The following is a 24165-nucleotide window of genomic DNA, read 5'->3' on the forward strand; positions in this document are numbered from 1 at the left end:
CGAGGACCATCCTTGCGCTCTGGGTCGAGCCCTGGGAGGTCATGCGGCAGATGTAGACGCCGCCCGGGACGGGTGCGCCGGAAGCGGTGCCGTTCCAGGTGACCTGATGGCTGCCGGAGGCGAAGGATGAACCCTCGGCAAGAGTCGTGACGAGCCTGCCGCTCATGTCGAAGATCTCGATGCTGACGGGGCCGCCGTTGTCGAGGCTGAAGCTGATGGTCGCGACGTCCATGAACGGGTTCGGGGAGACCCCGAGCCCTGTGACGGTGGAGACATCGCCGTCGGCTATGCCCGTGTTGTTGAAGCTGTCGAAGTAGAGGTCGTAGTCAGTCCTGGTGTACTCGACGGCCGAAAAGGAGCCCTCTGTGAGCCAGCCGGCGGTCGGCCCCCAGCTCACGGCAGCCTGGTCGTTGATCTGGACCGGATCCGTGAAGTCGCTGGGATCGGAGACGTTGGACCAGGCGAAGTTGACTATGTCACCCGGGTCGACGTTATAGGCGATCGTGTTGTGGCCCGAGCCCTTGGATGCGCGCATGGAGCCGGCGTACTCGTCTTCGACGTTCGGGAACGTGGTGCCGTACGTCCATGCCGCGCCGGAGTTGGTCGAGTAGTAGTAGCCGAGGTTGATGCCGCTGCTCGAGAAATCGAACGAAACGCAGATCCAGGCGCTCGTTCCCCTGGCGTGGGCGATGTCGGGGTCGTCGAGGCTGGCGCCGCCGGAGTTGTTGCTGACCTGCTGGGAGTCGAGCCAGGAGGAACCGTAGTTGGTCGAGCGCTTGATCCTGACCTCGTCGTTGGTGGTGAGCCTGGTGTCGATGAAGGCCACCGAGACGACCCCGCCCGTGCCGGCTGCGATGGCCGGGTACGGATGGGTGTCGGCGTCACCGAACAGCGATACGTTGTTGACCCAGCCGGCGCCGGAGAGCGCGTTGCGGGCGGCATAGACGTCGTAGTAAGAAGCATCTTTGGGAACGTAGGTTACGTAGAGATAGCCCGAGGAGCCGATGTCGCCGTCCATGTCGGCGAAGATGACGTCGTCGTCGACCTGCTCCCATGTGGCGTTGGAGCCGTCGGTGCGCCATCTCCGCATCCAGAGGGTGTCGCCGCCGCTTGCCTCGTCATAGAGGCAGAGCACGCATACCCAGGTGTAGCCGCCGGCTGTCACGACGCGGATCTTTGCGTTCTCGAGTTCTCCGTCGGTGTTGGTGCACACGCCCCAGCTAGACCAGGTTACGCCTTGGTCAGTTGAGCGGTAGACCCAGATGCTGTCGCCCGTGCTGTGGAAGGTGTCGAATGCGGCGTAGAGATAGCCTGTGCTCGCGTCGACGTCGAAGTCCTGGCACTGGCCTACTCCGGCGCTGCTGGAATAGATGAGATGGTCAGGACCCCAGTCGGAGCCCTCCCAGGGAAGGGTGCTGTATTCATCGTCCCTGGCGGGGGGCAGGACACCCTCGAGCGGGTTCTGGTGCCCCGGGATGTAGGTCGGATCGTCCGGATTGACGAGGGACGACGCTAGTATCGATCCGTAGTTGGGCTGTACCACTACGCCCTCGGGCGTGTCGACGCTGCTAGCTGCGGCGGTTCCGGCCGTGAGAGCCAGAACTGCGGCTGTCAGAACTGCTGACAGTCGGTACGTCATACTTCCCCTCCCTGGCGGATTCACCGCCCGATCGGTACCCTCCGAGCCACCCCGGCTTTGATGAGGGATACCATCGAACCGACATTTTCCTCCATTCCGGAAGAGATGTCAACGGAAGGGGCCTGTAGATAGTCAGCCCTTTCTCTCTCGCCCTGCCTCCGCGAGGACCTCCGAGCACTCGGACCTCAGCCGGTCGAGAGCCGCCCCGCCGGGCTCCCCCACCGCCAGGGCCTGCTCCAGGTCCTTCCAGAGCCTCTGGATGCGCCTCTGGAGCATGAGTGGCGCCCCTCTCTCGCAGAGGAGTTCGATGGCCTCGTCCCTCGCCAGGAAGGGTTTCCTCGAGGAGAGGACTCCGGCGATCCCCCTCTCGAAGGCGGAGAGCAGCTCCTCGACGTCTCCCGCATCCTCGATGCCTGAAGAGGGGTCGCTCCTGCGGCGGCTGCGGAGCAGCAGCACCAGGGAGAGCGCGGCAGTGCACGAGGCCACTGCTATGAGGATTATCACTGGTCCGGATCCATCGTCGGGCCGATCCATCCCGGCGGAAACCGCCGCGTCGCATTCGGGGGGCATGTAGTCGACGTGGACCGAGCAGGCGGGGATCGTGGCGTACCTGTACTCTAGGCTGCCGGTGTCGAACCAGGGCAGGCTGTCCCCGCCCGCCGAAACCGTTCCCGAGTCGGTCTGGACGAGGAGGAACCTCTGCCTGAGGGTATCGCCCGACATGGAGGGATCGCCGATCGGGGTGACGGTCGCCGGACCCTCGACACGAGGGATGGGCATCGAACGCATGGAGCGCGTTCCCGGGCCGGTCGCCTCGAGGAGCAGCAGCCTGTCGCATCCGCTCCTGGAGGTGTCGACGAGGCGCAGGCCGACGCTGTCGGCCACACCGGCGAAACCCAGAGGCATCCCGTCCGACGGGAACGGAGTCACATCGATGCGCATGGTGTCTCCGGTTACCGTGTGGATGGGGCCGTCGCCGAAGAACATCTCCCCCGCCTCGTACACGTTCGCCGACATCACGGGAAGGCGCACCTCACCATCCGAGGCTGCGGTCACCTCGAGGGTGTTGAGGCGGCTGCGCCTGGCGCCGTCATCCATGACGCGCCATACGAGGGTCTCCGGTGACGACACCAGCCTTGCGGTCCCGTTCTCCGGAGGCCCCCACCCCGTTTCCACGCTCTTCACCATCAGCCGTGACACCAGGTAGTAGTCCACGTCGAAGGGAACACCGGGGTAGATGCGCTCGGCCTCCACCACGGTCATTATCGCGAGCGGCTTCCCGTAGGGTGCCCCTCCTGAGGACCGCATCCCTCCGACGGGAATGACGAGGATGCTCTCCGCAGGCATGCGGAACACCCCGCCGCCGCCGAGGATCACGATCATGGGACCTATGCTCTGCGGACCCTCGAAGCCCTGGTATGTCTGGAAGATGAGTTCCAGCCTGCACAGTGACTCGGTGACACCGTTCACGGACCTGGTGCTCCGCATGGAGCGGCTCGAGAGGAATGCCAGCCCGTCGGAGAACACCGGCTGCGTCGAGAGGGACGTGCAGGACGGGTCGTTGGAGGAGAGCGAGAACGTGAAGGTCGATCCGGCTTCCATGGAATCGGGGTGTTCGACCACGATCGAAGGCTGTCCGAGGAGACAGGCGCTCAGGAGGAGCCCCGGGATCACCAGTCCGGACCTCCCGCGGTGCCGGCGGGCTATCCCCGCAGGCTGTCGGAGGGCGAAGCCTCCTGGACGAGGTCGAGCAGCAGCCGGGCCTGCTCCTCGGTCATCCCTGTCTCCGGATTGACGGAGTCCTGCTGATCCTGCTGCTCTTCCTGGTCCTGCTGGTCCTGCTGCTCTTCCTGATCCTGCTGGTCCTGCTGGTCTTCCTGATCCTGCTGGTCCTGCGGCGGATGATCGTCCAGCCAGTTGAGCGCGGCCTCCAGGTTGTGCGCGTCGCATTCAGGGAATTCCCCGTCTCCCAGCAGATCCTTGAGCATCCCGGCGGCTCTCTCGACCCCGGCTCTGTCCTCTCCCGCAACGGACGCTGCGAGCAGTGCGGCTGCCCTGGCGGATTCGAGAGTGTCGGGGCCGGCGCAGCCGGAAAGCGTCGACAGGATAGAATCGGCGCGCACATAGTCACCCAGCATGAAGAGAGTCGCCGCAAGGTCGTACGGGGCGCGTTCGAACCCGGGCATGCGTTCCGTCAGTTCCTCGAAGCACTCCCCCGCTTCCTCGAACCTTCCGCCCGCATATGCCGATACGGCCCTTTCGTAGATGTCCCTCAGAGGTTCGACCGCCGGCTGGGCGGGGAGGATCTGCAGGAGCGGCAGCAGCATCGCGATCATCTGCCCCTGGCCTCCAGGGTGAGTGCGACACAGGCGAGTACGAGCCCGCCCGCGAGGAACAGATGGAACCTGCGGCCGCCGGAACCGCCGGCCACCCTTGCGGCCATCCGGGCCCTCTCCCCCGAAAGGAGTTCGCTCACGAGCGCCGGGAAGTCGTCGGTCTGGGACAATCTGACGTAGAATCCCCCGGTCCTCTCTGCCAGGTCCCTGAGAGGCTCCTCGCACAGGGCCGTCCGCACCGTGTCGCCGCCAGTCGTCCTGAAGCCGCCCGTGCCGTCGGGGAGGGGTATCGAATCGAGCCCGCCCAGCCCCACCGTCACTATGGTGAGCCCGGCCTCCCGCGCCGCCTCCACCGACCTCTCCACGGAGAAGTCGTGGAAGCCCCCGTCGCTGAAGATGATCCCTATCCTGGTCTCGAGGTCCTCCTCGGGCAGAGAGGCCGACATCGCATCGACGAGGGTGCCCAGCTCGGTGCCGGCCGGCAGTGCGTTGTCGCCCCAGACGCCCGCGGGGAGCCGGGATGCCAGGAATTCCCTGTCCAGGGTGCCCGGGACGGCCAGCCTTGCCTGGGACGAGAAGAGGACGAGGCTGAACCTGACTCCCGGGAATCTGTCCATGAGGCCCAGGATCTCTGCCGAGGCCCTCCCGAGTCTGGATGGCGTCTCGTCCATCGAGGACATCGACGAGGAGACGTCGAGTGCCAGGGAGACGTTGTCACCTCCGGCCGGGATCGATGCCTCCACGCCTCCCCAGAGCGGGCCGGCCGAGGCTGCTGCCAGCAGCGCAGCCGTGATGCACCAGAGGATCCTCGATGCGATGCGCGCGGGCGGCGGGCAGATCTCCACCCTCCCCCACAGGGCGGGCCTCACGAACTCGCGCAGGCGCTTGTTCTCTGATTCGAGCCACCTCGAGCGGAGCCACCACCACAACGGGGCGGCGAGCGCGAACAGGAGGAGGAAAGGTCTCTCGAAGGACATCAGTCGCCCGCCACCTTCCTGAGCCTCCACCGGAGGATTTCGCCGAGTGCCAGCAGGATCGAGCCTGCGACGAGGAAGGGCATGTAGATGTCCTTGTAGACGAACAGACCCTCCGGGGGCAGCGTGGATGCCTCGAGGGAGTCGATGGCGGCGTACACGTCGGCGAGGTCGGACGGGCTGCCCGCGTCGAAGAGCCTGCCGCCGGTGATGGAGGCGATGCTCGAGAGCGTCTCCGTGTCCACCCCATAACTGCTCGATCCGGTGCCTATGGCCACCGTGTACACCCTCAGGCTGTCGCCGTGCAGCGTCCTGATGGCCTGCGCCACCTGGATGGGATCCACCGTCCCGGCGTTCTCCATGCCGTCGGAAAGCAGGACGATGACCCTCCGCGAGGTCTGCGAGCCCTCGAGCTCACGGGCTGCGACCGCCAGGCCCGCTCCTATCGCGGTGCCATCCTCTAGGGTGCCTATGCCCGCCTTGTCGATGAACCGTGACAGCGTGCCGTGGTCGAGGGTCGGGGGGCACAGGGCCAGAGGCTCGGCGGCGTAGATCACAAGGCCCACCCTGTCCGTCGGGCGCCCCTCGATGAACGTCAGTGCCGCATCCTTTGCGGCTTCGAGCCTGTTCGGGGCGTAGTCCTGCTCCAGCATGCTCGTGGAGACGTCCAGCGTGATGATGAGATCGACGCCCTCACCTGCGTCGGGCAGCCTCTCGAACCCGTTCTGCGGGCGGGATGCCGCCACCGCCAGCAGCAGGAGACCCGCGAGGGTCGGCAGACGCAGCGGGAATGTCGACGATGCGGCCTTCCCCGTGTCGAACGGGCCCGTGTAGCACTGTGCGGGGCCCCGCGACCTCCGGGTCGAGGCCAGATGGATGGCCAGGAAGACGAGGAAGGCCATAAGGACGGGCCAGAGCTCCAGCCGGGTCATTTCCCGCCCCCGAGCGATGCGAGCTTCCTGATGTCGGACTGGGCCTTCTCGCGGGTGGAGCCCCAGCCGGCATATCTCTGGAGTCCGATCTCGCGGACCAGATCCTCCGACCCTTCTAGTATCGTCACGATTCCGGAGTCGCCTGCGAGCGCCTTCCTTATCTGCCTGTGGGTGAGGGCGTGGAGGTCGCGGCCCGAGCGCATCCCCAGGAGCTTCCTGAGAAGGAGGTCCAGCTCCCTGTACAGCGCCATGTAGTCGCCGGAAGCGAGATACGGGCTATCGAGCAGGGCGAGGACCGCCTCGGCGAATCCATCCCCGGACAGAACAGGCCCGGTGCGGACGGGGGCCTCGGAACGCCTCCTCCTCCGCGCGAACCATGCGGCCAGGGCCGCGAGCACGGCGGCTCCGGCGCCGACGGGCAGCCAGGGGAATCCCGGAGGAGCCTCGCTCCACAGGGCCCAGAACGCCAGACGATCCAGATAGTCGGACGGGAAGCCCGGAGGGATGTCCATGGCGAGAGGGGCGATGAACACCTCGGCGACGTACGATGTGTCCGGCATCGTCCTGTCCACCACGAGGACGGGCGGTGCGACCATGAGCGTCTCCGGAGCGCCTCCCGGCCCCGGATCCACGACCGCTGCGAGAGCGGGAAGAGCCAGCGTGTCGAGCGCGAGCGGGACGATGAGGAAACCCGTCGAGTCGGAGGACAGGACGGTCCAGTCCTCCGTGGACTCGAGCGGCTGCAGGGTCGCGCCGGACGGGAAGTCGTAGGGAGCCCTCACCGGCACCCCGAGGCCTGCGCCGGCTGCGATCCCGGCGGCGGAGAGAAGTGCTGCCGCTGGACGGATCAGTGCCTGCGCCTCCTGCGTCTGAGCTCGAAGAACCTCCGGAGAGGGAGGACGAGGTCGTCGGATGTCGAGATGCTAACGAGATCGAAGCCGCATGTCCTTGAGAGGGCCTCCCGCTGGGCATTGATCTGGGCGACCATGGACGAGAAGGACTTCCGCCACGATGGCGATCCGGTGTCGACCACCCGGGTGGCGCCCGTTTCGGGATCCCTGAAGCGGACGAGGCCGATGTCCGGCATGCTGACCTCGCGCGGGTCGAAGACGTGGATGCCCACCAGGTCGTGCCTCCTCGATGCAGCCCCGAGGAGCCTGGAGGCTCGCTTGAACCTGAAGTCGCTTATCACGAACAGGAGAGCCTTGCGATGGATCACCCTGCCCAGGTAGGCGAGGGCCCTGTCGATGTCCGCCTCCTCCTGCCTGCCCTTCGAGGAGAGCACCTTCTGGACGACGGCAAGCGCGTGGTTCCTTCCCTTGTCGGGAGGTATGTAGTCGACCACGTCGCCCGCGAAGGAGAGCATGCCTATCCTGTCCCCCGTCCGAACCGCCGCGAGTGCCAGCAGGGCGGCAGTCTCCGCGACGCGCTCCTCCTTCGTCAGATTCATCGAGCCGAACCTGAGACTCCCGGAGAGGTCGAGCAGTATCACGACCTGGAGCTCCCTCTCCTCAGTCATCAGCTTCACATGAGGGATCCCGGTCCTGGCTGTGACGTTCCACTCGATCAGCCTGGGGTCGTCACCCTCCTGGTAGGTCCTGATGTCGGAGAACTCCATGCCCCGGCCCCTGAAGGCGGAGCGGTACTCCCCCCCCATGAGCTGGTCCACGAGTCGGCGGGTCGTGATCTCGATCCGCCTGACCCTCTTGATGAGGGAATGGGCGTTCTCCACGACTCCGACCTACTTGACCGGGACCCTGCCGAGGATCGTCTCGATGATCTCCTCGACGCCGACCTCCTCGGCTTCGGCCTCGAAGGAGCGGATGATGCGGTGTCTCAGTACGTCGGGGGCGACGTCCTTGACATGGTCGGGCGTGACGAAGCCCTGGCCCTCGAGCATGGCCCTGGCCCGTGCAGCAGCCTGGAGGCCCAGCGAGGCCCTCGGGCTGGCCCCGAAGCTTATCAGGCCCGCCAGCTCGGAGAAGCCGGCCTGCTTGGGGAACCGGGTCGCGGCCACTATCCTGACGATGTATTCCATCACGCTCTTCTCGACCGTGACGTCCATGGCGAGCCTCTGTACCTCGATCACCTCCGCGGGGGACATGACCTCCTCCGCCGAAGGCGGCTGCGAGGCGCCCATGCGGGAGATGATCTCCAGCTCCTCCTGCTGGGAGGGGTAGTCGACCCGCAGCTTCAGGAGGAACCGGTCGATCTGGGCCTCCGGGAGCGGATAGGTGCCCTCCTGCTCTATCGGATTCTGGGTGGCCATGACAAAGAAGGGTCTGGGAAGAGGGTGCGTGTTCCCCCCGAAGGTGACCTGCCGTTCCTGCATCGCCTCGAGAAGGGCGCTCTGGACCTTTGCCGGCGCCCTGTTGATCTCGTCGGCGAGAAGGATCTGGGCGAAGACCGGTCCTCTCCTGGCCTCGAAGACGGCCTTCTCGGGGAGGTAGACCATGGTGCCGGTGAGGTCGGCAGGGAGGAGGTCCGGAGTGAACTGGATCCTGGAGAAGGAGGCGCTCACACACGAAGCCAGGGTTCTGGCAGCGAGGGTCTTGGCCAGGCCCGGCACGCCTTCGATGAGCACGTGGCCGTCGCAGAAGAGGGCCGTGAGCAGCCCGAGCCTGAAGTCCTCCTGCCCCACGACGACCCTCGAGAAAGTGGCCTTGAGCCTCTCGATGCGCGGGGAGAGCTCTCCTATCCTCTTCTCAGTATCCTCGATGTTCTGCCTCGACATCCAGTTTCCTCCTGGCTTCGGCTAGTTCGTCCCTTACGATCCGCTCGTACAGGGCCAGATCTCCAACTTCGGAGGCCTCGAAGCGCATAACGAGAACAGGCTGGGTGTTGGACGCCCTTATGAGGCCCCATCCCCCGGGGAAGTCCACTCTGACCCCGTCGATGCTGGTGGTCGGGAAGCGGCTCGAGATCGACTCCCGGACGAGGTCTACGATCCTGAACTTGTCCCTGTCCGGGCAGTCCTCCCTGATCTCGGGCGTGGCGTGAGCTTCGGGAAGGCCGGACAGAAGGTCGGACATGGAGCCGCCGCTCGATGATATGGTCTCGATGAGCCTGAGCGAGGCGTAGAGGGCGTCGTCGAACCCGTAGTACCTGTCGCGGTAGAAGATGTGCCCGCTCATCTCGCCGGCCAGGAGGGCGTTCTCGTCGAGCATCCTCTGCTTGATGAGGGAGTGCCCCGTCGCCGACATCACCGGCCTGCCGCCCGCGGCCTCGACCAGATCGTAGAAGATGCGCGAGGCCTTCACCTCCGAGATGACGGTCGCGCCGGGATTGTCCTCGAGGAGAGCAAGAGCGAGCACGGTGAGGACCCTGTCGCCGAACACCGTCCGGCCGCGGTCGTCCACCACGCCCAGCCTGTCGGCGTCTCCGTCGAAGGCTATCCCCAGGTCGGCCTTCTCGGATACCACGGCCTCCTTCAGGACCGCGAGGTTCTCCTCGACGGTCGGATCCGGGTGGTGGTTCGGGAAGCGTCCGTCCATCCCGCAGAACAGAGGCACTACCCTGCAGCCCAGCTCACCCAGGATCCTGCAGGCGGGCATGCCGCCCGTGCCGTTGCCCGCGTCGACCACGACCTTGAGCGATCTCTCCAGGCAGAACTCCGCCCGGAGCCGGTCCATGTAGGGTTCCAGGACGTCCATCCGCCCGATCGCCGGTTCGCTGAACTCCCGAGGGGCCCGGGAGTCGGCCAGTACAGCGATCTCGTCGCCGGAGAGGGTATGAGTGCCCTTCATCAGCTTGAAACCGTTGTATTCCGGGGGGTTGTGGCTCCCGGTGATCATGGCCGTGGCGTCGGGGCCCGCGGTGTAGGCCGCGAAATAGGTCATGGGCGTGGTCTGCACCCCGAGGTCGACTATCCGGGCACCTGCGGATGCGGCGCCGATGGCGAGCTGTCCGGACAGAGCGCCTCCCGAGAGGCGGCAGTCCCGACCTATGGCCAGGAGGCCTCCGTGGCCGGCCAGCATCCCCGTGGCGTATCCGATCGTGCGGACCGTCAGGTCGTCGAGGTCCTCCGGGTAGAGGCCCCTGATGTCATACTTCCTGAAGATCTCTCTGTTCATCCGGTTCCCCCTGCGATCCTCGCGGAGCGGAGATGGTGGGGAGCTCGATCGTGAACTGGCCCTTCTTCGCAGCCTCCTGTATCCAGCCGCCGTGTCCGGCGACTATCTGCCTCGCGAGTTCCAGCGACAGCAGGGAGGGCGATGCTTCCGTGTTCACAGAGCCTCTATAGTCGAGCGAAACTCGGGCGGTTCCCTCCCCTGCGGACAGGTCGACATGGACCATGCCGCCCCTTCCGGCGAACCGTTCCGTCTCCGAGACGATCGCATCGAAGGCCTGCCGCAGGTATCCCTCGTCACCCGCCACGAGCACGCCCGTGTCCATGGCGACAGTCATCGAGACGCCCCGCTCCGACAGACGGGCGGAGGATGCCTGCACCACGTCCGTGAGCACGGCTTCGAGATCGGTGACCGCACCGCCCGAGAGCGGCGGCGAGGCCGACTTCCCCGAGAGCTTGTCCAGTGTGACTATCTCGCCGATCAGGTCGATGAACTTGCCTATGTTGTCGATCTCCTTGGAGAGGAGGCCGAGCTGCTCCTTCATCCATTCCGGGCATTCCAGCGGACGGGATATCTCCTCCGTCGCCGACCGGATGGACTCGAGCGGTTTCTTGAGGGACTGGCCTATCCTGGACAGCAGTTCCGAGCGCAGATTGGCCGCGGAATCGAGTTCCGCGAGCGCTCCGTCGAGATCGCGCCTGAGGGCTTCGTTACGCCTGCGGGCAGAGTTCAGCCGGCGCCTCGTGATCTCCAGTGCGAACAGGGCGCCGATGATCAGGAGAGCAGCGAGCCAGAAAGGGACGCTCTCGATCATTGCGGCACTTTCTCCGGGGATTCGGTGAAGGGGTGCTCCGGGCTTCCTGCCCGGGACGCCCCCCTACTCGACACGGGCCTGGATCCGCACCAGGACCGGGTCCAGCTTCTCGGCCGCCTTCCTCTCGGCTTCCGCCTGCCGCTTCCTTCCCGTGGCCTCGAACACCTGGGCGGTGTTGAGGTGGAATCCGACGAGGGCGACGGTATCCTTGCCGGCCAGGGTCATCCCCTTCTGGAAGTGCTCCTCCGCTTCGTCGAACCGGCCCATGTTGAGGTAGCACCTGCCGAGCATCTCGCGGGCCTTGATGCGGTGTTCGGGGCTGGCCAGGACCTGGCTGAACTCGTCCACCGCCTCGCGGAGCAGCCCCATCTCCCTGTAGGCTATGCCCAGGTCGTAGTGGGTGTTGTAGTCGTCGGACGGGACGGCGGCCTCGATGCCGTCCTGGAACTCCTTGACCAGCGCCGCGAGGGCGCGGGCCGAATCGGAGTCGAACATGCGGTCGATGTCGGCCAGGATCGACGCGATGTCGGCGTAGTTGTCGGCGTCGGCCAGGCCGGGCCGCACGCCCTCGAGCAGGGTCACGGCCATCGTGAAGTCGGGATCCGCCTGTACGGACGCATCCAGTGCGGCCACGGCCTCGTGAGGGCTGTCGTTGAGAAGGTACGCGACGGCGAGCCTGTAGAGCGATCGGGCCTGGCCCTCCGGGCCGAGAGAGGTCCTGGTGCGCACCAGCTCGCGCGCCGCCGCCAGGGATTCTGGGCAGATGTCGAGAACGCCCTCGAGAAGCTCGAAGACCATCTTCTCCCTGCCCGTCGCCCTGTATATCTCGGCCGCCTTCAGATATGCCTCGACCGCGCCGTAGAAGTCGCTGACATCGAGCAGGAGGTTGCCCAGCTCCACGTAGCCGAGGGCGTCGCCGGGGCGCTTCTCGAGGCGCTGCTTCATGTCGAGCACCTGTTTGGAGAGCGCCTCGCGCACCTGCCGGGTGGAGACCAGCCCCATGTCCACGAGCACGTCGCCGAGCCTCTTGTGGTCGCGCGAAGCGAGCTGGATCTCGAGACCCCTGAGGACGTCGCTCGCTTTGAGGAGGCCGTCGGCTACGAAGTACTCCCCTATCCGCTTCCGCTGGGGGACCTCGGGCTCCTCCTCCGCGTCATCGGCCTCTATGATGTCGCCCGAGTCGAAGGCGACCTGCTCTATCTTGATCTCCTCCTCGACGGTCTCCTTCGGCCTGAGTTCCTGGCGGAGCTCCTCGAGCATGCTGACCATCTTCTTGTGCTCGGGGAAGCCCCTCTCTGCAGCCATGGAGACGCAGCGGTCGAGGATGCTCTCCTTCTTCTGCACGAAGGCCACCCTGGCCAGGCGGAGCACCCAGTTCCTGTCCTCGGGATCCAGCCTGGCGAGCGCCGTCAGGGCCGTGAGGACCATGGGATCGTTCTTGTCGGTGGCGCTCTTCAGGAATGCGACATACTCGCGGCGCGCCTGATCGGGCTTGCTCTGCTCGTCGAAGCAGGCGCCCATGACGAAATGGGCCGAGGCGAAGGACGGTTCGGCCCTCAGGGCCTTCCTGCTCACGGACAGGGCCACCATGTGCAGCCCGTCCTTCATGTAGAGCTCGGACGCCCTGGCGAAGTGCACCAGGGCCTCGTCCTTGCGCTTGAGCTTGAGCAGCACGTCCCCCGCGCTGTTGTGGACCGAAGCCTCCTCCGGGTCCTCCTTCAGGACCGCCTGGAAGACGCGGAGGGCGCTGTCCAGCTTGCCCTTCTGGAGCAGGTCGTGCGCCTTCTTCTTCAGGGAGATGTCGGCCATCTATCGACTGCCCAGCCTTCCGTCCACTCTGTTCCAGGCGGGTTTCGACGAGGTGTGGACCGAGAGAATATCGGGCGCGGCGAGGTGATAGGGTATCCCCCTGTAGTCGTCCAGGTCCCAGATGGTGAAATCGGCGTCGGCTCCCGGTGCCAGGGTGCCCTTCAGGCCGCCGAGTCCGAGCGATGCGGCCGCGTTGGCCGTGGAGGCCACGAGCGCCTCCTCGACGGTGAATCCGCACCTCGATACGGCGGTGCTGATGACGAAGGGCATGGACGGGCAGTAGCAGCTCCCCGGATTGAAGTCGGTGGCCAGGGCCACCGCCGCGCCGGCGTCGAGGAATCTCCGGCCGTCCGGGAATGCAAGACCCAGGTTGAATGCAGTGCCGGGCAGAAGGATGGCCGTCGTGCCCGAGGCGGCCAGAGCCGCCACGCCGGCATCTGCCGCAGCCAGGAGGTGGTCTGCGCTGCCCGCGCCGATCCGGGCGGCGAGTTCCGCCCCTCCGCAAGCCGTGAACTCGTCCGCGTGGATCCGCAGACCCAGACCCGCATCGGAGGCGGCTCCGAGGAATCTCTCGCTCTGGGCTGCATCGAAGGCGCCATGCTCGCAGAATATGTCGGCGAAGACGGCGAGCCTTCTCCCTGCGACGACGGGCAGGACCTCCGAGATCAGGAAGGAGATGTAGTCGTCGGGCCTGCCTTCGTACTCGGGGGGTACGGCATGGGGGCCCATGAACGTGGGCACGATGGTCTGGTGCGATGAGCTGGACGCCTCGCGCAGGAGCTCCAGCGCGGCGATCTCGCCTTCGAGGTCGAGGGAGTACCCGCTCTTGGCCTCCAGGGTCGTGGTGCCGAACCTGAGCATGTCGGCCAGGTGCCTGTCGAGTGCGGCGGCAAGGGTTTTCCTGCCGGCCGAGCGGGTGGACCTCATGGTGGAGGCTATGCCGCCGCCGGCGCCGGCTATCTCCAGGTAGCTCCTGCCTTCGGCGCGCATGGCATACTCGGCCTCGCGAGTGCCTGCGAAGACGGGGTGAGTGTGCGGATCCACGAAGCCGGGCATGACGAGCATGCCCCCCGCATCGAGGGTCACCGCGCATGGCGATGCTGTGACTGCGGAACGGAGTTCATCGGTGGGGCCGGTCCAGACGATCCTGCCGCCACGGCAGGCGGCGGCCCCGTCCGTCACGATTCCGAGGAGGCGGGCGTCTGCGCCGCGCCGGGCGGCGGGGCCGCCCGGCACGGTGATCAGCTGGCCCGCGTGTACGAGCAGGAAATCGGCATCAGGCAACACGCCCTGCCCATCACTCCGGGAGTACGGAAGCGACCCTCCTGCTGTTCATGGTATGGAACCTGACCACGCCGTCCGCCTTGGCGAACAGGGTGTCGTCGGAACCGATCCCGACGTTGGTCCCGGGATGGATCGGAGTACCGCGCTGCCTGAGGATGATCGTGCCGGCGGTGACGAAGCTGCCGGCGGGGGCCTTCACGCCCAGTCTGCGGCCAGCGGTGTCCCTGCCGTTCCTGGAGCTGGAGCCGGATTTCTTGTGAGCCATGAGGTACCTTCCTAGTTCTGGCGTACGAGTCTGGCGGATGCAGTCCCGCTGCCGTCAGTGAGCCTGGCGATGTAGACTCCGGCCGGCACCGGGGCGCCCTCCCCCGTTGTACCGTTCCATGTGATATCGGCACCGCCTGCCGGAACATCGGCGGCGAAGACCGAACGGCCGGTAATATCGAAGATTGTGAGGCTTCCCTCAAGCCCTGTCGTGCAGCTGAGCGCGACAGGCCCGGAGGAGGGATTTGCCGATGCGGAGACGGCGAGGGAGCCTGCACCGGGCGTCGAGCCTCCGATGCCCGTGGCGTCGAACACGAAGCTGACCTCGACCCTCGCCGAGGAGCCGAGCACCACGTCGGACACGGTCTGGGGCGCGAACCCGGATACGGTGGCCGTGATGTCGTAGGTTCCGGGGAGGGCCGGCTTGGCGTAGTCGCCCATGGTGACGTCGTTGCGGCAGAACATCATCGGCTCGCTGTCGGCACCGTCCGTCCTGGTGACCTGGATGTTAGCGTCGAGAGGCGTTCCGTAGCTGTTGGTCACGGTGCCCCAGAATCCGTAGGTGCTGTTCACATAGAAGTCGAGCAGCGCCATGTAGTGCTGCGACGCAAGGAGTGGCCAGTCGGTGTACTGCTTGTCGCCGTGAACCTCTACCGTGTGGTCGATCCCGCCGTATTCGCCGTAGCTCCAGTCGTTCACGTCGCCGGTGATCACGTACCAGGCCCAGCCCTCGGTCACCCAGAATCCGGGAACCTGGCACAGGGCCGCGTAGTCGTTCGCCATGGAGACTATCAGGGTCGTGTCGGGGACGGCGGCCGAGGAGTAGTTCCACACGTAGTTGAAGCAGGCCTCCCCTCCGTGCAGCGACATGCTGGCGCAGAACGGATTGTGCAGGGAGGTCTGGGCGGGCCATTCCGTCATCGTGATGTCCCTGAGGTGCTGGGTCTCTGGTTCCGAGAACGGGCTCGATCCGCCGCCGGCACCCGGCTGCCAGTGGTAGCTGAGGTTGCGGTTCAGGTCGATGCCGTTGCCGTTGTAGCGGCTGTTGGAGAAGTAGCCGTCCGGGTTCATGACCGGGATCACCCAGGTCTCGGCCGTCTCCACCACGTATTCGCACATCGGGCTCGTGTCGGCGTTGTCGGCCAGGTTCCTGAGGAAGTTGAGGGCCACCATGCCGCCGGCCTTCTCGTCCCCATGGATGGCGCCGATGAGGCGGAACTCGGGCTCTATCTCCTCGGTGGCCACGTTGTCGGAGACCACCACGGCGTAGATTGGCCTGCCGCCGTAGCTGCTGCCGATGTTCTCGAGCCTGCAGATGCCGGGGTTGCGCGCCACTATGGCCTCCAGGGTGTCGTTCACTGCCGCGAGCGACGGATACGGGACGAGGGGCTCGGGCTGGGACACAGCCGCGGGCATGAAGCCCATGCGGAACAGGAGAGCCTCGCCGTCGGCATCGACGTAGATGCGCGCGCGGGAGTCGCGCACCGACTCTATGTCGAATCCCGCTGCCTCGAGTGCACGGATGTCTGCCGGGCCGACGGGGGCGATCCATACCGAGTGGTAGGCGCTTGGTTCGGAGTATGCGGCCTGGAACAGCAGGAAGAGCAGGGGCAGGAAACGCATTGCATCGCTCCCGGGTTGGGATGGGTGTATTCTGGATAGACTGGTATAAAATCGCCCGGGATGTCGTGCAAGTCAACACGGCGATTTCGCTCCGCGAAATCGCAGGGTAGCGTCTGAAGAAGTACGCTTCGGCCCTCTCATTGCCCGCCACGCAGGTGGATCCGGGAAGTGGCGGGCAACTGCCGGGCCTGCTTGTTCCTGCAGGCGCAGGAACAAGCGAACAGCGAGTGCGCGTGCAGCCAGCTTCCGGCTGGATCGCTCTCGCGACTTTGCTTCGCAAAGTCACTGTCGCTTCCGCCTCGCCCGCGACGCGGGCGAGGTGGTCGGGGCGGCCGGATTCGAACCGGCGACCCCCTGCTCCCAAAGCAGGTGCGCTACCGGGCTGCGCCACGCCCCGATCGCCACATTCTACGTCCTGGAGTCCGATCATTCAAGCCGGACAGGGGTCCTATGATCCCGAACCGCCGCCAGCGCCCGCGCCGGGCTCCGGCATGGCGTCCCATACGGCGTCGAAGGCCTTCTCCCACGTCCTCTCCATGGCCCTGCGCCTCGCGGCCTCCCCCATCCCCTTCCGGAGGGATGCATCGCGGGCCATGGCGAGGATCGCCGAGGCGAATCCCTCGACGTCGCGGCCACGGGCGACCACGCCCGAGACGCCCGGCTCGATGATCTCCATGGGCCCGCCCATGTCCGTGACGATGGACGGCACCCCGGATGCGGCGGCTTCGAGGACCACGTTCCCGAAGGTGTCGGTGGTGCTCGGGAAGACGAAGACGTCGGCCGAGGCATAGGCCCTGGACAGGTCATCGCCCCTGAGGATGCCGCAGAAGTGGCAGCCTCTCCCGCTCAGCCCGAGCGTGAGCTCGGCCAGATAGGGCCCGTCGCCGACGATGAACAGCTCGATATCCGGGAACTCCGCCCTGGCGGCTAGGAAGGCCTCGGCCAGCACGTCCAGATCCTTCTCGCGCGACACCCTTCCCACGTAGACCAGGCGCACCGAACCCTCCGAGGCTCCGAAGCGCCCGAAGAAGCCGGGATCCCGCCAGGACGGCGAGAAGGCTCCCGTGTCTATCCCTCTGGGGAAGATCGTCATCTTCTGTCTGGGCACTCCCAGCTTGTCCAGCTCCTCCATGTAGTAGCGGCTGGGGACCATCACATGGTCGGTGGCGGAGTAGAACCAGCCCATGGCCGTGGCTGCGAACTCGCCCATGTGCCCGTCGCGGGATATCTGGTTCACGTGCCGCGGCAGGTCGGTGTGGTAGATGCCGAAGGACGGGATCCCGAGGAGCTTGGATATGAGCAGGGCCGAGAGGCCCACCGGCCCCGGCGTGGAGATGTACAGCGCCTCGAAGTCGTTGTCCTCGACGAACCGCAGGAGGTCGAGGAAGGGCGGGATGGCGAGCATCTTCGACTCGTAGTCCGGCACGGGGAACTCGCGCACCGGCGGGAAGTTCACTACCCACCCCTCGAAGGACAGGGGCCGTTCCTGGCTGGCTATCACCGCGAGCTTCCGTCCCGAGTCGAAGGCCAGGCGGCTGAACTTCTGCAGGGTCCTGGAGACCCCGTTCAGGTCGTCTATGGTATCGGTGAACCAGGCCCTTGCTCCGCTGGACGGAGGCGGGGAGCATCCCGGGGTGCCTGCCGCGAACTCGGCGGCAGCCCTCCTGCCCCGCCGCATGTTGAAGAACGACATCGGGTAGGGCGCGTTCAGCAGCAGCACGGGGATCAGGGCCGAAACCGCCTCGAACGCCTCGAGGAACTTGCCGTCTGTTATGCGGCGGAACAACAGGCCGGAGAGGCGGTCGATGAGACGGTTCGTCGTGTTGCTGAAGATGCGGAACGTACGTTCGTCGATGTCCTCGCCCCTGGGCTCGCCCCTCGCCCAGAGGTCCTTGCCGATCTCGAGCAGCTCCTCGAGCAGGAAGCTCTCCGGGCCCGGGTCGGGTGAGGAGAGGGTCCGGTGATAGAGCGAATGCAGGGCCAGGTCGGCCTTCTGCCACAGGGTGGGAGGCTCGGGCCTCCCGGGTCCGAACATCCTGTCGGCCGCGGCCGAGGCGAAGAGCGGCAGCTTCTGTGCCTGGAGCCTCTCCCTGTAGAAGGAGTAGGCGATGGAATAGGTGGAGTAGGCCGACCGTATCGCCGAACCGGATGCGCCGCCGGGCGCTCCCCTCCCCGAGGCCACCTCCTTCAGGAACTCACCCGCCGTCGCGGCCCGGGGAACGGCGGTGAAGGCGTTGCCGATGAAGCGCCCGCAGCGGTCGTCCGAACCGCCGATGAAGCCCGCGAATCCCGGATCACCCCTGACGATCCCGACCGACGGTGCCACCATCGCGTTCTCGGCCGCCAGCCTGCTTCCGTTCAGGGCCTCGACGAGCGGACATCTTCTCATGGCCAGGGCCAGCTCGGCATAGGCCGGGGAGGGTCCCTCGGAATGGAACGGGTGGGCCAGGGCGAAGGGGATGCCCCTGTCGGAGAGGAAATCCGTCAGGTCCTCGAAGCTCTCGCGCAGCCTGGACATCTCGTCGTGGTCGGCCGGGTCGAAGCCGTAGGCCAGGATGTGGACGGCCGCCCTGCTGCCGTGGAGGAAGGTTCTGATCTCCTCGCCGGTGAACGTGCCGGGCAGGTCGATGATCCTCATCACGCCTTCGATGGTGTTGATGTCGGTTATCGTGACGAAGTCCATGCCCCTGTCGCGGGCCTTCTCGTACAGGAGCTCGGGCGGCGTGAAGCTCTCTGGGGCCTGCAGCGCCCTGAGGAACCAGTATCCCGTGGCGCGGGAGTACATGGAGTGAACGTGCATGTCGCACCTGGGCACCGCGGCCTCCTCCCCTCTGCTGTTCTATTCGGGGATTATCAGGATTCCCTGGGGGCCGTCGCCAGCCTGGAGGGTGTCGACCGGAGCCATGGTCGAGCCGTCCATCACCAGCATGATGTCGGAATCGAAGGCCGTCATGAAGAGGGTGTCCCCGGTCGCCGCGATCCCCGTGATGCCGAACCCGGCGTCGAAGGTCTCCATCGTGCCGGCTTCGTCGTAGAGATACACTCGCGAGGACGACCAGGAATCGCCGGCGACGAACCGGTCGCCGATCCTGCACGGCAGGCCCGGGGTTCCTCCGGTGGCGATGGTGCCTGCGATGGCCGGGGCGGATGGATCGATGATGGTGATGGCGCCGTCGTCGGTGTAGGTCGTCGAGGAAGCGTGGATCATCCCCGTCGCGGGGAAGTATCTGAGGGTGGTCGTGTTGGGCGGAGTGGCGAGCGTGTCGAGCACCTCCCCTGTCTCGGGGTCGAGCACGAACGTGCCCTGCACCGAGGCATCCGGCCAGTTCTGGGTGCTGACGAAGAGCCTGCCCGATGCAGCAGCGATCCCGCTCGCGTTGGGGACTCCGTAGAACTCGTCGATCACCTCGTGAGTCGAGAGGTCTATCACGCAAACTCCCGGCCCCCCGCTCGACTCTCCCAGGAGGCAGGATACGTAGAGCCTCGATCCGTCGACGCAGGCGCAGTACGGGTTCACGCCCGCGGGCAGGATGGTCTCGGCGACGAGCTGTCCCGGCTCCGCCGGATCGAAGAACGAGACGGAGTACGAGATCGAGTTGACCACGGCGATGGTGCCGTCTTCGAGCAGGACGATATCGTTGGGGGCCACGCCGGTTACGAAGGCTCCAGGAGAGAGGGTGCCGTCCTGCGGATAGTAGATGTCGACAGTGCAGGCGATCCCGTCGAACCAGGCCACGCCGGCGCCGGCCCCGGGACCGGATGGCCCCGTGCTGGAACCGCATCCGGATATCGCTGCAAGGCATGCCGCAAGAGCGGCTGAGAGCTTCTTCAACGGGGTCCCTCCCATCTGAGTTCGGCCGAGAATGTCCGGCGGCGGCCGGGATAGCCGTTCGTCTCCTCGTACCTGGTGTCGAGAACGTTCGTGCCGTCGAGCTCGAGTGAAAGGCCGCCGATCCACGGGACCGGAGCCGAGAGCGATGCCCCGAGAAGCGAATACGAGGGCAGATCGATGGTGTTCGCGGCGTTGATCCACCTGTTCCCGGTCGTCGAGATCGAGATGCCCGGGGTCATGCCCATGATCTCCGCCTCGACGAGGAGTCCGGCAGTGATCTCCGGTCTGTAGGGCAGCATCATGCCTTCGTTCGTGGAGCCTTCGACCGCATCGGTGATGCGCTGCAGGGTCACGGAGCCGGCGGCTGTGAAGGCTCCGGCGCGCAGCGTCCCGTCCAGCTCGACCCCGCGGCGGAGGGCACGTGAGATGTTGCAGGGGCTCCAGACCCCGCCGGCCCCCGGGGTCCAGATTATCAGGTCGTCGGAGACGGCGTAGAAGAGCGAGATGCCCGATGAAAGCAGACCGAGGGAAACCCTGGCCGACACATCCGCCTCCGTCGACGTTTCCGGCCCGAGATCGGGATTGCCTTCGGCGAAGGGGTCGGAGGGCCAGTAGAGTTCGTTGAACGTCGGCCTCCTGAAGCTCCGTGACAGGGCCGCCTCGACCGTGAGCCACCCCCGGTCCAGGGTCGCGGATACCCGCGCCCCTATGCCGGGGCGCTCGTCCGTGGCCGTCTCTGCCCTGGCGGCGGCCGAGACGAGCAGCGGACCTGCGAATGCGGAGCCCAGAACGCCGATCGAGGAAAGGGTCCTGCTCCGGGAACCGAGTGCCGTGCCGCCCGCCCATTCCCTCCTGATGTCGGCCGAGGTCTCGATGGAGAGGGGCAGGCCCGACGGGGTGAACGCCAGCGCGGCGTCCGAGGCGCCTTCGGAATGGCTGTCGCGCGTCGAATCGGGCGAATCCGAAACGTACCGCGTCCCCCCGGCATGGATCGAACCCTCTGCGGAGAATCCGCAGCCCATGCCGCATGTGACCCAGGAATCGAGCGACGAGCGGCGGATCGAGGCTTCCGAGGGAGACCAGTCCGGACTCTCCACCTCGCCGGAGGAACTGGTCATCAGCGTGCCCGTCGAGAAGGCCCCGGCCGATGCGGTGAAGAGGGTCCCCCCGGAACGCCCGTCTCCGCCCGAGGGTCCCTTCGGCGAGGAGAAGGAGAGGGAGAGTCTCGAGGAACCGCCGAGCGGGCTGGAGGCGCCGGCCCATAGGCCGTTCCTGGAATCGGCTCCTGCGAAGATCGACGGAGGGTCGCCCGGTGAAGCCGCGGCCAGTTCGACGGTGCCGGCCAGGCCTCCGTCGCTGAAGGCCGATCCCCCCCCGCGCGCCAGGCGCATGGAGGCGAAGAGCCCATGGAAGATGCAGACTGCGGGGGTGCCGTCCATGGAGCTCCCTATCCTGTGGCCGTCTATGCTCCAGCCTATCTGCGACGGGTCGGAGCCTCTCACGGAGAAGGAGAGGACGGATGCGGCCCCTCCGTACTCGCGCACGGCCACGCCGGGTGAGACGATCTCGATCCCGTGGGCGCCCGGCATGCCTGCCGACGGTATCCCGCCGGCCTCCACCTCCGTGACGGCCAGCCCCTGCGAGGCGGCCGAGTGTCTCCTCGCGGTCACGGGTATGAGAACGCCGCTCGGAAGGGCATCGGGGAAAAGGATTATCCCGCCATCCCACGGGACAATGCCGCTCCATGGCTCGTAGCCCATCGCGCTGACGCGGGCGGTGTCGCCCGGCATCACCGGCCCGGTGAAGCTGCCGTCGGGGCCGCTCATCGAGACGGTGCCCCCGGTCTCGAGGACCGCTCCTGCGACAGGGGAGCCCGATGGATCGAGCGCGCGGACGGGCCGGGAGGCAACCCCGGCCGCCGTGATCACCGCGATGATGGGCAGGATGAACAAACCGCCTCCTCCGCTTTCGGTGCGGATGGAGGCGGACCCGGGAATCCCCCTGGAGCGGAGGGATCGTTCCCGCTGTCACGCGGCGCAGTATCCTGGCTTCCGGATCATCCCCTTCCCGGCCTTCCCGCCCATCCGGGCAGTGGCAGCTATCGGTTCGGGTCCCCGGTCACAGTGGCGCCACCGCGGCGGATTCACACCGCCTTCCTGCACCCGCACAGGGTATTGATCGGCTGGGGGGAGCGGAGTGTCAAGGAGCCGCCGGAAGCCATGGCAAGACCCTGGAGGATATTGATGTTTCTAACTGGTCCCGACCGAAGCCTTCCAGAACTCTCTCGGGACGTCCCCGCCGGAAGCCATGGCAAGACCCTGGGAGATCGAATGATCCATGTTGTTGTACCAGAACGTACCGCAACGGCCCAGGAGCCTGAGGCCGGCGGGAGGGCGGATCGCAGCGAGGCGCTCCTTGTAGTCCAGCGTGTAGACGGGATAGCTCCGCCGGACCTTCTCGGGCGAGATGAAGAGGATGTCCTCCGGCGCCGCGGCACCCACCCTGCCAAGATCCTCCATCAGACGCTGGATCATGGACGAGGGCGAATCCCAGAGCGGATCCCCCGGCGGGCAGGTCACCTCGGCGACGAGGCTGTCGGCGCCCCTGGGCACCATGGCCTCGCTGAAGTTGCGGGGGATGGAGAGCCGGCTGAAGCAGATCCCGGGCTCCCCGAAGTAGCACCACTGGTATGCGTTTTCCGTCCTGGCCCTGAGCGCGACGTTGTAGACGATCGTGTCTATGAAGTGGAGTTCGAGCCCGGGGAAGGCTTCCGTGACTGGTGCGGACCAGAAGACTTCCGAACCTTCGACCTCGCTCCCGTCCGAGAGCCTGACCCCGCGTACGGCTCCCCCGTCCTCGAGGAGGCCCGCGACCCGGGTCGACAGGCGTATCGTGCCGCCCGACGCCTCGATCCTTTCGGCCAGCAGGTCGGGGAATCTCTGTATCCCGCCACTTTCCGGATAGATGAAGCTCGTGGTCACCGGGGAGGGGAAGACGAGGCTCCTGGCAAGAGAGAGCAGACTGTCGGCCTTCACCTTCCTGTCGATCACGGCCCTGTCGACACCTGCGGCGGCCCAGTCCGTGTGCAGCTCCGATCCGTCGAGGCCGGTGAACTTGCGCGTGTAGCCCCTGAAGAAATGCCGGTACAGGTTCCTTCCGTATCTCGCGATGATGTGGTCGGCGAAACTGGCGGGGGTCCCGCGGGTTCCCACCCTGAACAGGTCGAGCGCCGACGGGAGGAGCATCGAGAAGGGCAGCTTCGTCACGCCCCCGAGCGAGAGCGGCCAGTCCTGATATCTGCCGGCGATGTAGACGCTGCTGGCCCTGGGGATGGCCGTGATCTCGGAGCCGAGTATCTCGAGCAGGTACGACTGAACGGCTGTGTCGGAGGTGTGGAACCGGTGCGGGCCGATGTCGAAGCGGAAGCCCTCGCGCGTGAAGGTGCGGGCCAGCCCGCCCGGGGACTCCTCCCCCTCGAGGACGGTGACCTCGCACCCGCCTCCGGCGCAGAGCCTCTCGGCGAGGGTGAGTCCGGCCACTCCGGCGCCCACCACGATCTTCCTCTCAGCGATTGCCATGTCCGCCACCTTGTCCCGGGCGGCTGCTCCAGAGCAGGGGCACAGCCGCGAGCAGCCCGAGGAAGGCCATCATCATCCAGAGGATGTGCACGCCGAAGCCGGCCGTCACTATCCCCTCGCCGGACACTCCGAGAACCGCGAAGCCGGCGGTCCAGCCGGCCTCGGCCGTGCCCAGGCTGAAGAGCCCGTGGACCGGCAGGGCCATTATAAGATCGGTCACGGCTCCGGCAAGGAAGATCTGCCAGAACGGAGGCTCCTGCAGCCCTACCGCTCTCGCCAGCAGCACGAACATCGACATCTTGGCCGCCCAGGTCGCGACGGAGAGCACGAATGCCCATGCGAACCTTCGCTTCGACGTCATCCAGATCGCCGATGCCTCCGCAAGGGAATCCATGAAGCCCCTGGCCCGGCGGCCGCCTCCGAAACGCCTTCCGATTCCTGCGAGAATCCTCATCAGGAACGGGAGGAGCAGGATCCCGGCAGCTCCCGCGATGACCGCCACGCAGGCAGCGATCAGCACCCCGCCCCCGGCTCCGTACAGGATCGCACCCGACACCGTCAGGCCGAGAGACGCGACATCCAGCAGCTTGGCGATGATGACGATGCCCGTGCCCTGCCCCGCAGGCACGGATGCGTACCCCCGCAGGAGCCCGACGAGAGCCACGTCGGAGAGGCGGAGAGGCAGCGCGTGCCCCAGGCCGGCATGGATGGCGGTGATCCGGAGTGCTTTCGTGGACGGGATGCCGTCGCTGCTGAGGAGATGCATCCTGACGGCGCGGATGCAGATGCTGGCCGCGTAGAGCAGGAATGCCGGCGCCAGGAGGGATGCATCGGTGGATGCCAGGGTGTCGGAGATCTGCGACACCCTCTCGCCCAGCCTGCCGGAGGCCCCGCCCAGCATCAGCCATGTCGCCGCCGCCCCGGCGAGGACCGAGAGCGCAACTCTTGCCCAAGGGAACCGTTTGTCCAATGTTCCTCTCCGGTTTGCCGAAAACCCTCATGGATGGACA

General features: G+C 66.4%; 19 protein-coding genes, 1 tRNA gene and 1 riboswitch. All 20 genes read right to left on the reverse strand.

The genetic code is table 11. From position 1 onward, the window contains the following. On the reverse strand, nt 1-1639 hold a 1639-nt coding region (locus QUS11_02215; protein ID MDM7992107.1), incomplete at its 3' end, for a T9SS type A sorting domain-containing protein. Between the two features lie 132 nt (nt 1640-1771). Further along, on the reverse strand, nt 1772-3313 hold the full coding sequence (locus QUS11_02220; protein ID MDM7992108.1) for a hypothetical protein: 1542 nt from the start codon (nt 3311-3313) through the stop codon (nt 1772-1774). A gap of 29 nt (nt 3314-3342) precedes the next feature. Continuing rightward, nucleotides 3343-3975, reverse strand: coding sequence for a hypothetical protein (locus QUS11_02225; GenBank protein MDM7992109.1), 633 nt, complete (start codon nt 3973-3975; stop codon nt 3343-3345). Continuing rightward, entirely contained in the window at nt 3972-4952 is a 981-nt protein-coding gene (locus QUS11_02230) for a VWA domain-containing protein (GenBank protein MDM7992110.1), read from the reverse strand. The genes QUS11_02225 and QUS11_02230 overlap by 4 nt, the downstream gene beginning before the upstream one ends. Then, nucleotides 4952-5881: a VWA domain-containing protein gene (locus QUS11_02235; GenBank protein ID MDM7992111.1), complete on the reverse strand. Its 930-nt coding sequence runs from the start codon at nt 5879-5881 to the stop codon at nt 4952-4954. The genes QUS11_02230 and QUS11_02235 overlap by 1 nt, the downstream gene beginning before the upstream one ends. Next, nucleotides 5878-6669 carry a hypothetical protein gene (locus QUS11_02240; GenBank protein MDM7992112.1) on the reverse strand — a complete coding sequence of 264 codons (792 nt, stop codon included), beginning with the start codon at nt 6667-6669 and terminating at the stop codon, nt 5878-5880. Before QUS11_02240 ends, QUS11_02235 begins: the two co-directional genes overlap by 4 nt. Nucleotides 6670-6728: 59 nt before the next feature. After that, nucleotides 6729-7613: a DUF58 domain-containing protein gene (locus QUS11_02245; protein ID MDM7992113.1), complete on the reverse strand. Its 885-nt coding sequence runs from the start codon at nt 7611-7613 to the stop codon at nt 6729-6731. A 9-nt stretch (nt 7614-7622) separates the two neighbouring features. After that, nucleotides 7623-8615 carry an AAA family ATPase gene (locus QUS11_02250; GenBank protein ID MDM7992114.1) on the reverse strand — a complete coding sequence of 331 codons (993 nt, stop codon included), beginning with the start codon at nt 8613-8615 and terminating at the stop codon, nt 7623-7625. Then, nucleotides 8587-9954: a phosphomannomutase/phosphoglucomutase gene (locus QUS11_02255; GenBank protein MDM7992115.1), complete on the reverse strand. Its 1368-nt coding sequence runs from the start codon at nt 9952-9954 to the stop codon at nt 8587-8589. Before QUS11_02255 ends, QUS11_02250 begins: the two co-directional genes overlap by 29 nt. Then, complete coding sequence (locus tag QUS11_02260; GenBank protein MDM7992116.1) at nt 9926-10765, reverse strand: hypothetical protein; 840 nt, start codon at nt 10763-10765, stop codon at nt 9926-9928. The genes QUS11_02255 and QUS11_02260 overlap by 29 nt, the downstream gene beginning before the upstream one ends. A gap of 63 nt (nt 10766-10828) precedes the next feature. After that, nucleotides 10829-12574: a tetratricopeptide repeat protein gene (locus tag QUS11_02265; protein MDM7992117.1), complete on the reverse strand. Its 1746-nt coding sequence runs from the start codon at nt 12572-12574 to the stop codon at nt 10829-10831. Beyond that, nucleotides 12575-13858 carry an imidazolonepropionase gene (gene hutI, locus QUS11_02270; protein ID MDM7992118.1) on the reverse strand — a complete coding sequence of 428 codons (1284 nt, stop codon included), beginning with the start codon at nt 13856-13858 and terminating at the stop codon, nt 12575-12577. It abuts the gene before it with no gap. A gap of 13 nt (nt 13859-13871) precedes the next feature. After that, nucleotides 13872-14123 carry a 50S ribosomal protein L27 gene (gene rpmA / locus QUS11_02275; GenBank protein MDM7992119.1) on the reverse strand — a complete coding sequence of 84 codons (252 nt, stop codon included), beginning with the start codon at nt 14121-14123 and terminating at the stop codon, nt 13872-13874. 11 nt (nt 14124-14134) lie between these two features. Continuing rightward, a complete protein-coding gene (locus QUS11_02280) occupies nt 14135-15745 on the reverse strand; it encodes a M14 family zinc carboxypeptidase (protein ID MDM7992120.1) in 1611 nt (536 codons plus the stop codon). Nucleotides 15746-16065: 320 nt separating this feature from the next. Next, a tRNA-Pro gene (locus tag QUS11_02285) sits at nt 16066-16142 on the reverse strand. Between the two features lie 51 nt (nt 16143-16193). Further along, nucleotides 16194-18560: a glycosyltransferase gene (locus QUS11_02290; protein ID MDM7992121.1), complete on the reverse strand. Its 2367-nt coding sequence runs from the start codon at nt 18558-18560 to the stop codon at nt 16194-16196. A 24-nt stretch (nt 18561-18584) separates the two neighbouring features. Continuing rightward, a complete protein-coding gene (locus QUS11_02295) occupies nt 18585-19577 on the reverse strand; it encodes a hypothetical protein (GenBank protein ID MDM7992122.1) in 993 nt (330 codons plus the stop codon). Beyond that, nucleotides 19574-21529, reverse strand: a complete 1956-nt coding sequence (locus QUS11_02300; protein MDM7992123.1) for a TonB-dependent receptor — start codon at nt 21527-21529, stop codon at nt 19574-19576. The genes QUS11_02295 and QUS11_02300 overlap by 4 nt, the downstream gene beginning before the upstream one ends. A gap of 85 nt (nt 21530-21614) precedes the next feature. After that, nucleotides 21615-21736, reverse strand: a riboswitch (cobalamin riboswitch). Nucleotides 21737-21826: 90 nt separating this feature from the next. Next, complete coding sequence (locus tag QUS11_02305) at nt 21827-23155, reverse strand: FAD-dependent oxidoreductase (protein MDM7992124.1); 1329 nt, start codon at nt 23153-23155, stop codon at nt 21827-21829. Next, nucleotides 23142-24125 (reverse strand): lysylphosphatidylglycerol synthase transmembrane domain-containing protein, encoded by a 984-nt coding sequence (locus tag QUS11_02310; GenBank protein MDM7992125.1) that lies wholly within the window; start codon nt 24123-24125, stop codon nt 23142-23144. The genes QUS11_02305 and QUS11_02310 overlap by 14 nt, the downstream gene beginning before the upstream one ends. Nucleotides 24126-24165: the final 40 nt, after the last annotated feature.

The organism is Candidatus Fermentibacter sp. (genome assembly GCA_030373045.1).
Classification (GTDB): domain Bacteria; phylum Fermentibacterota; class Fermentibacteria; order Fermentibacterales; family Fermentibacteraceae; genus Fermentibacter.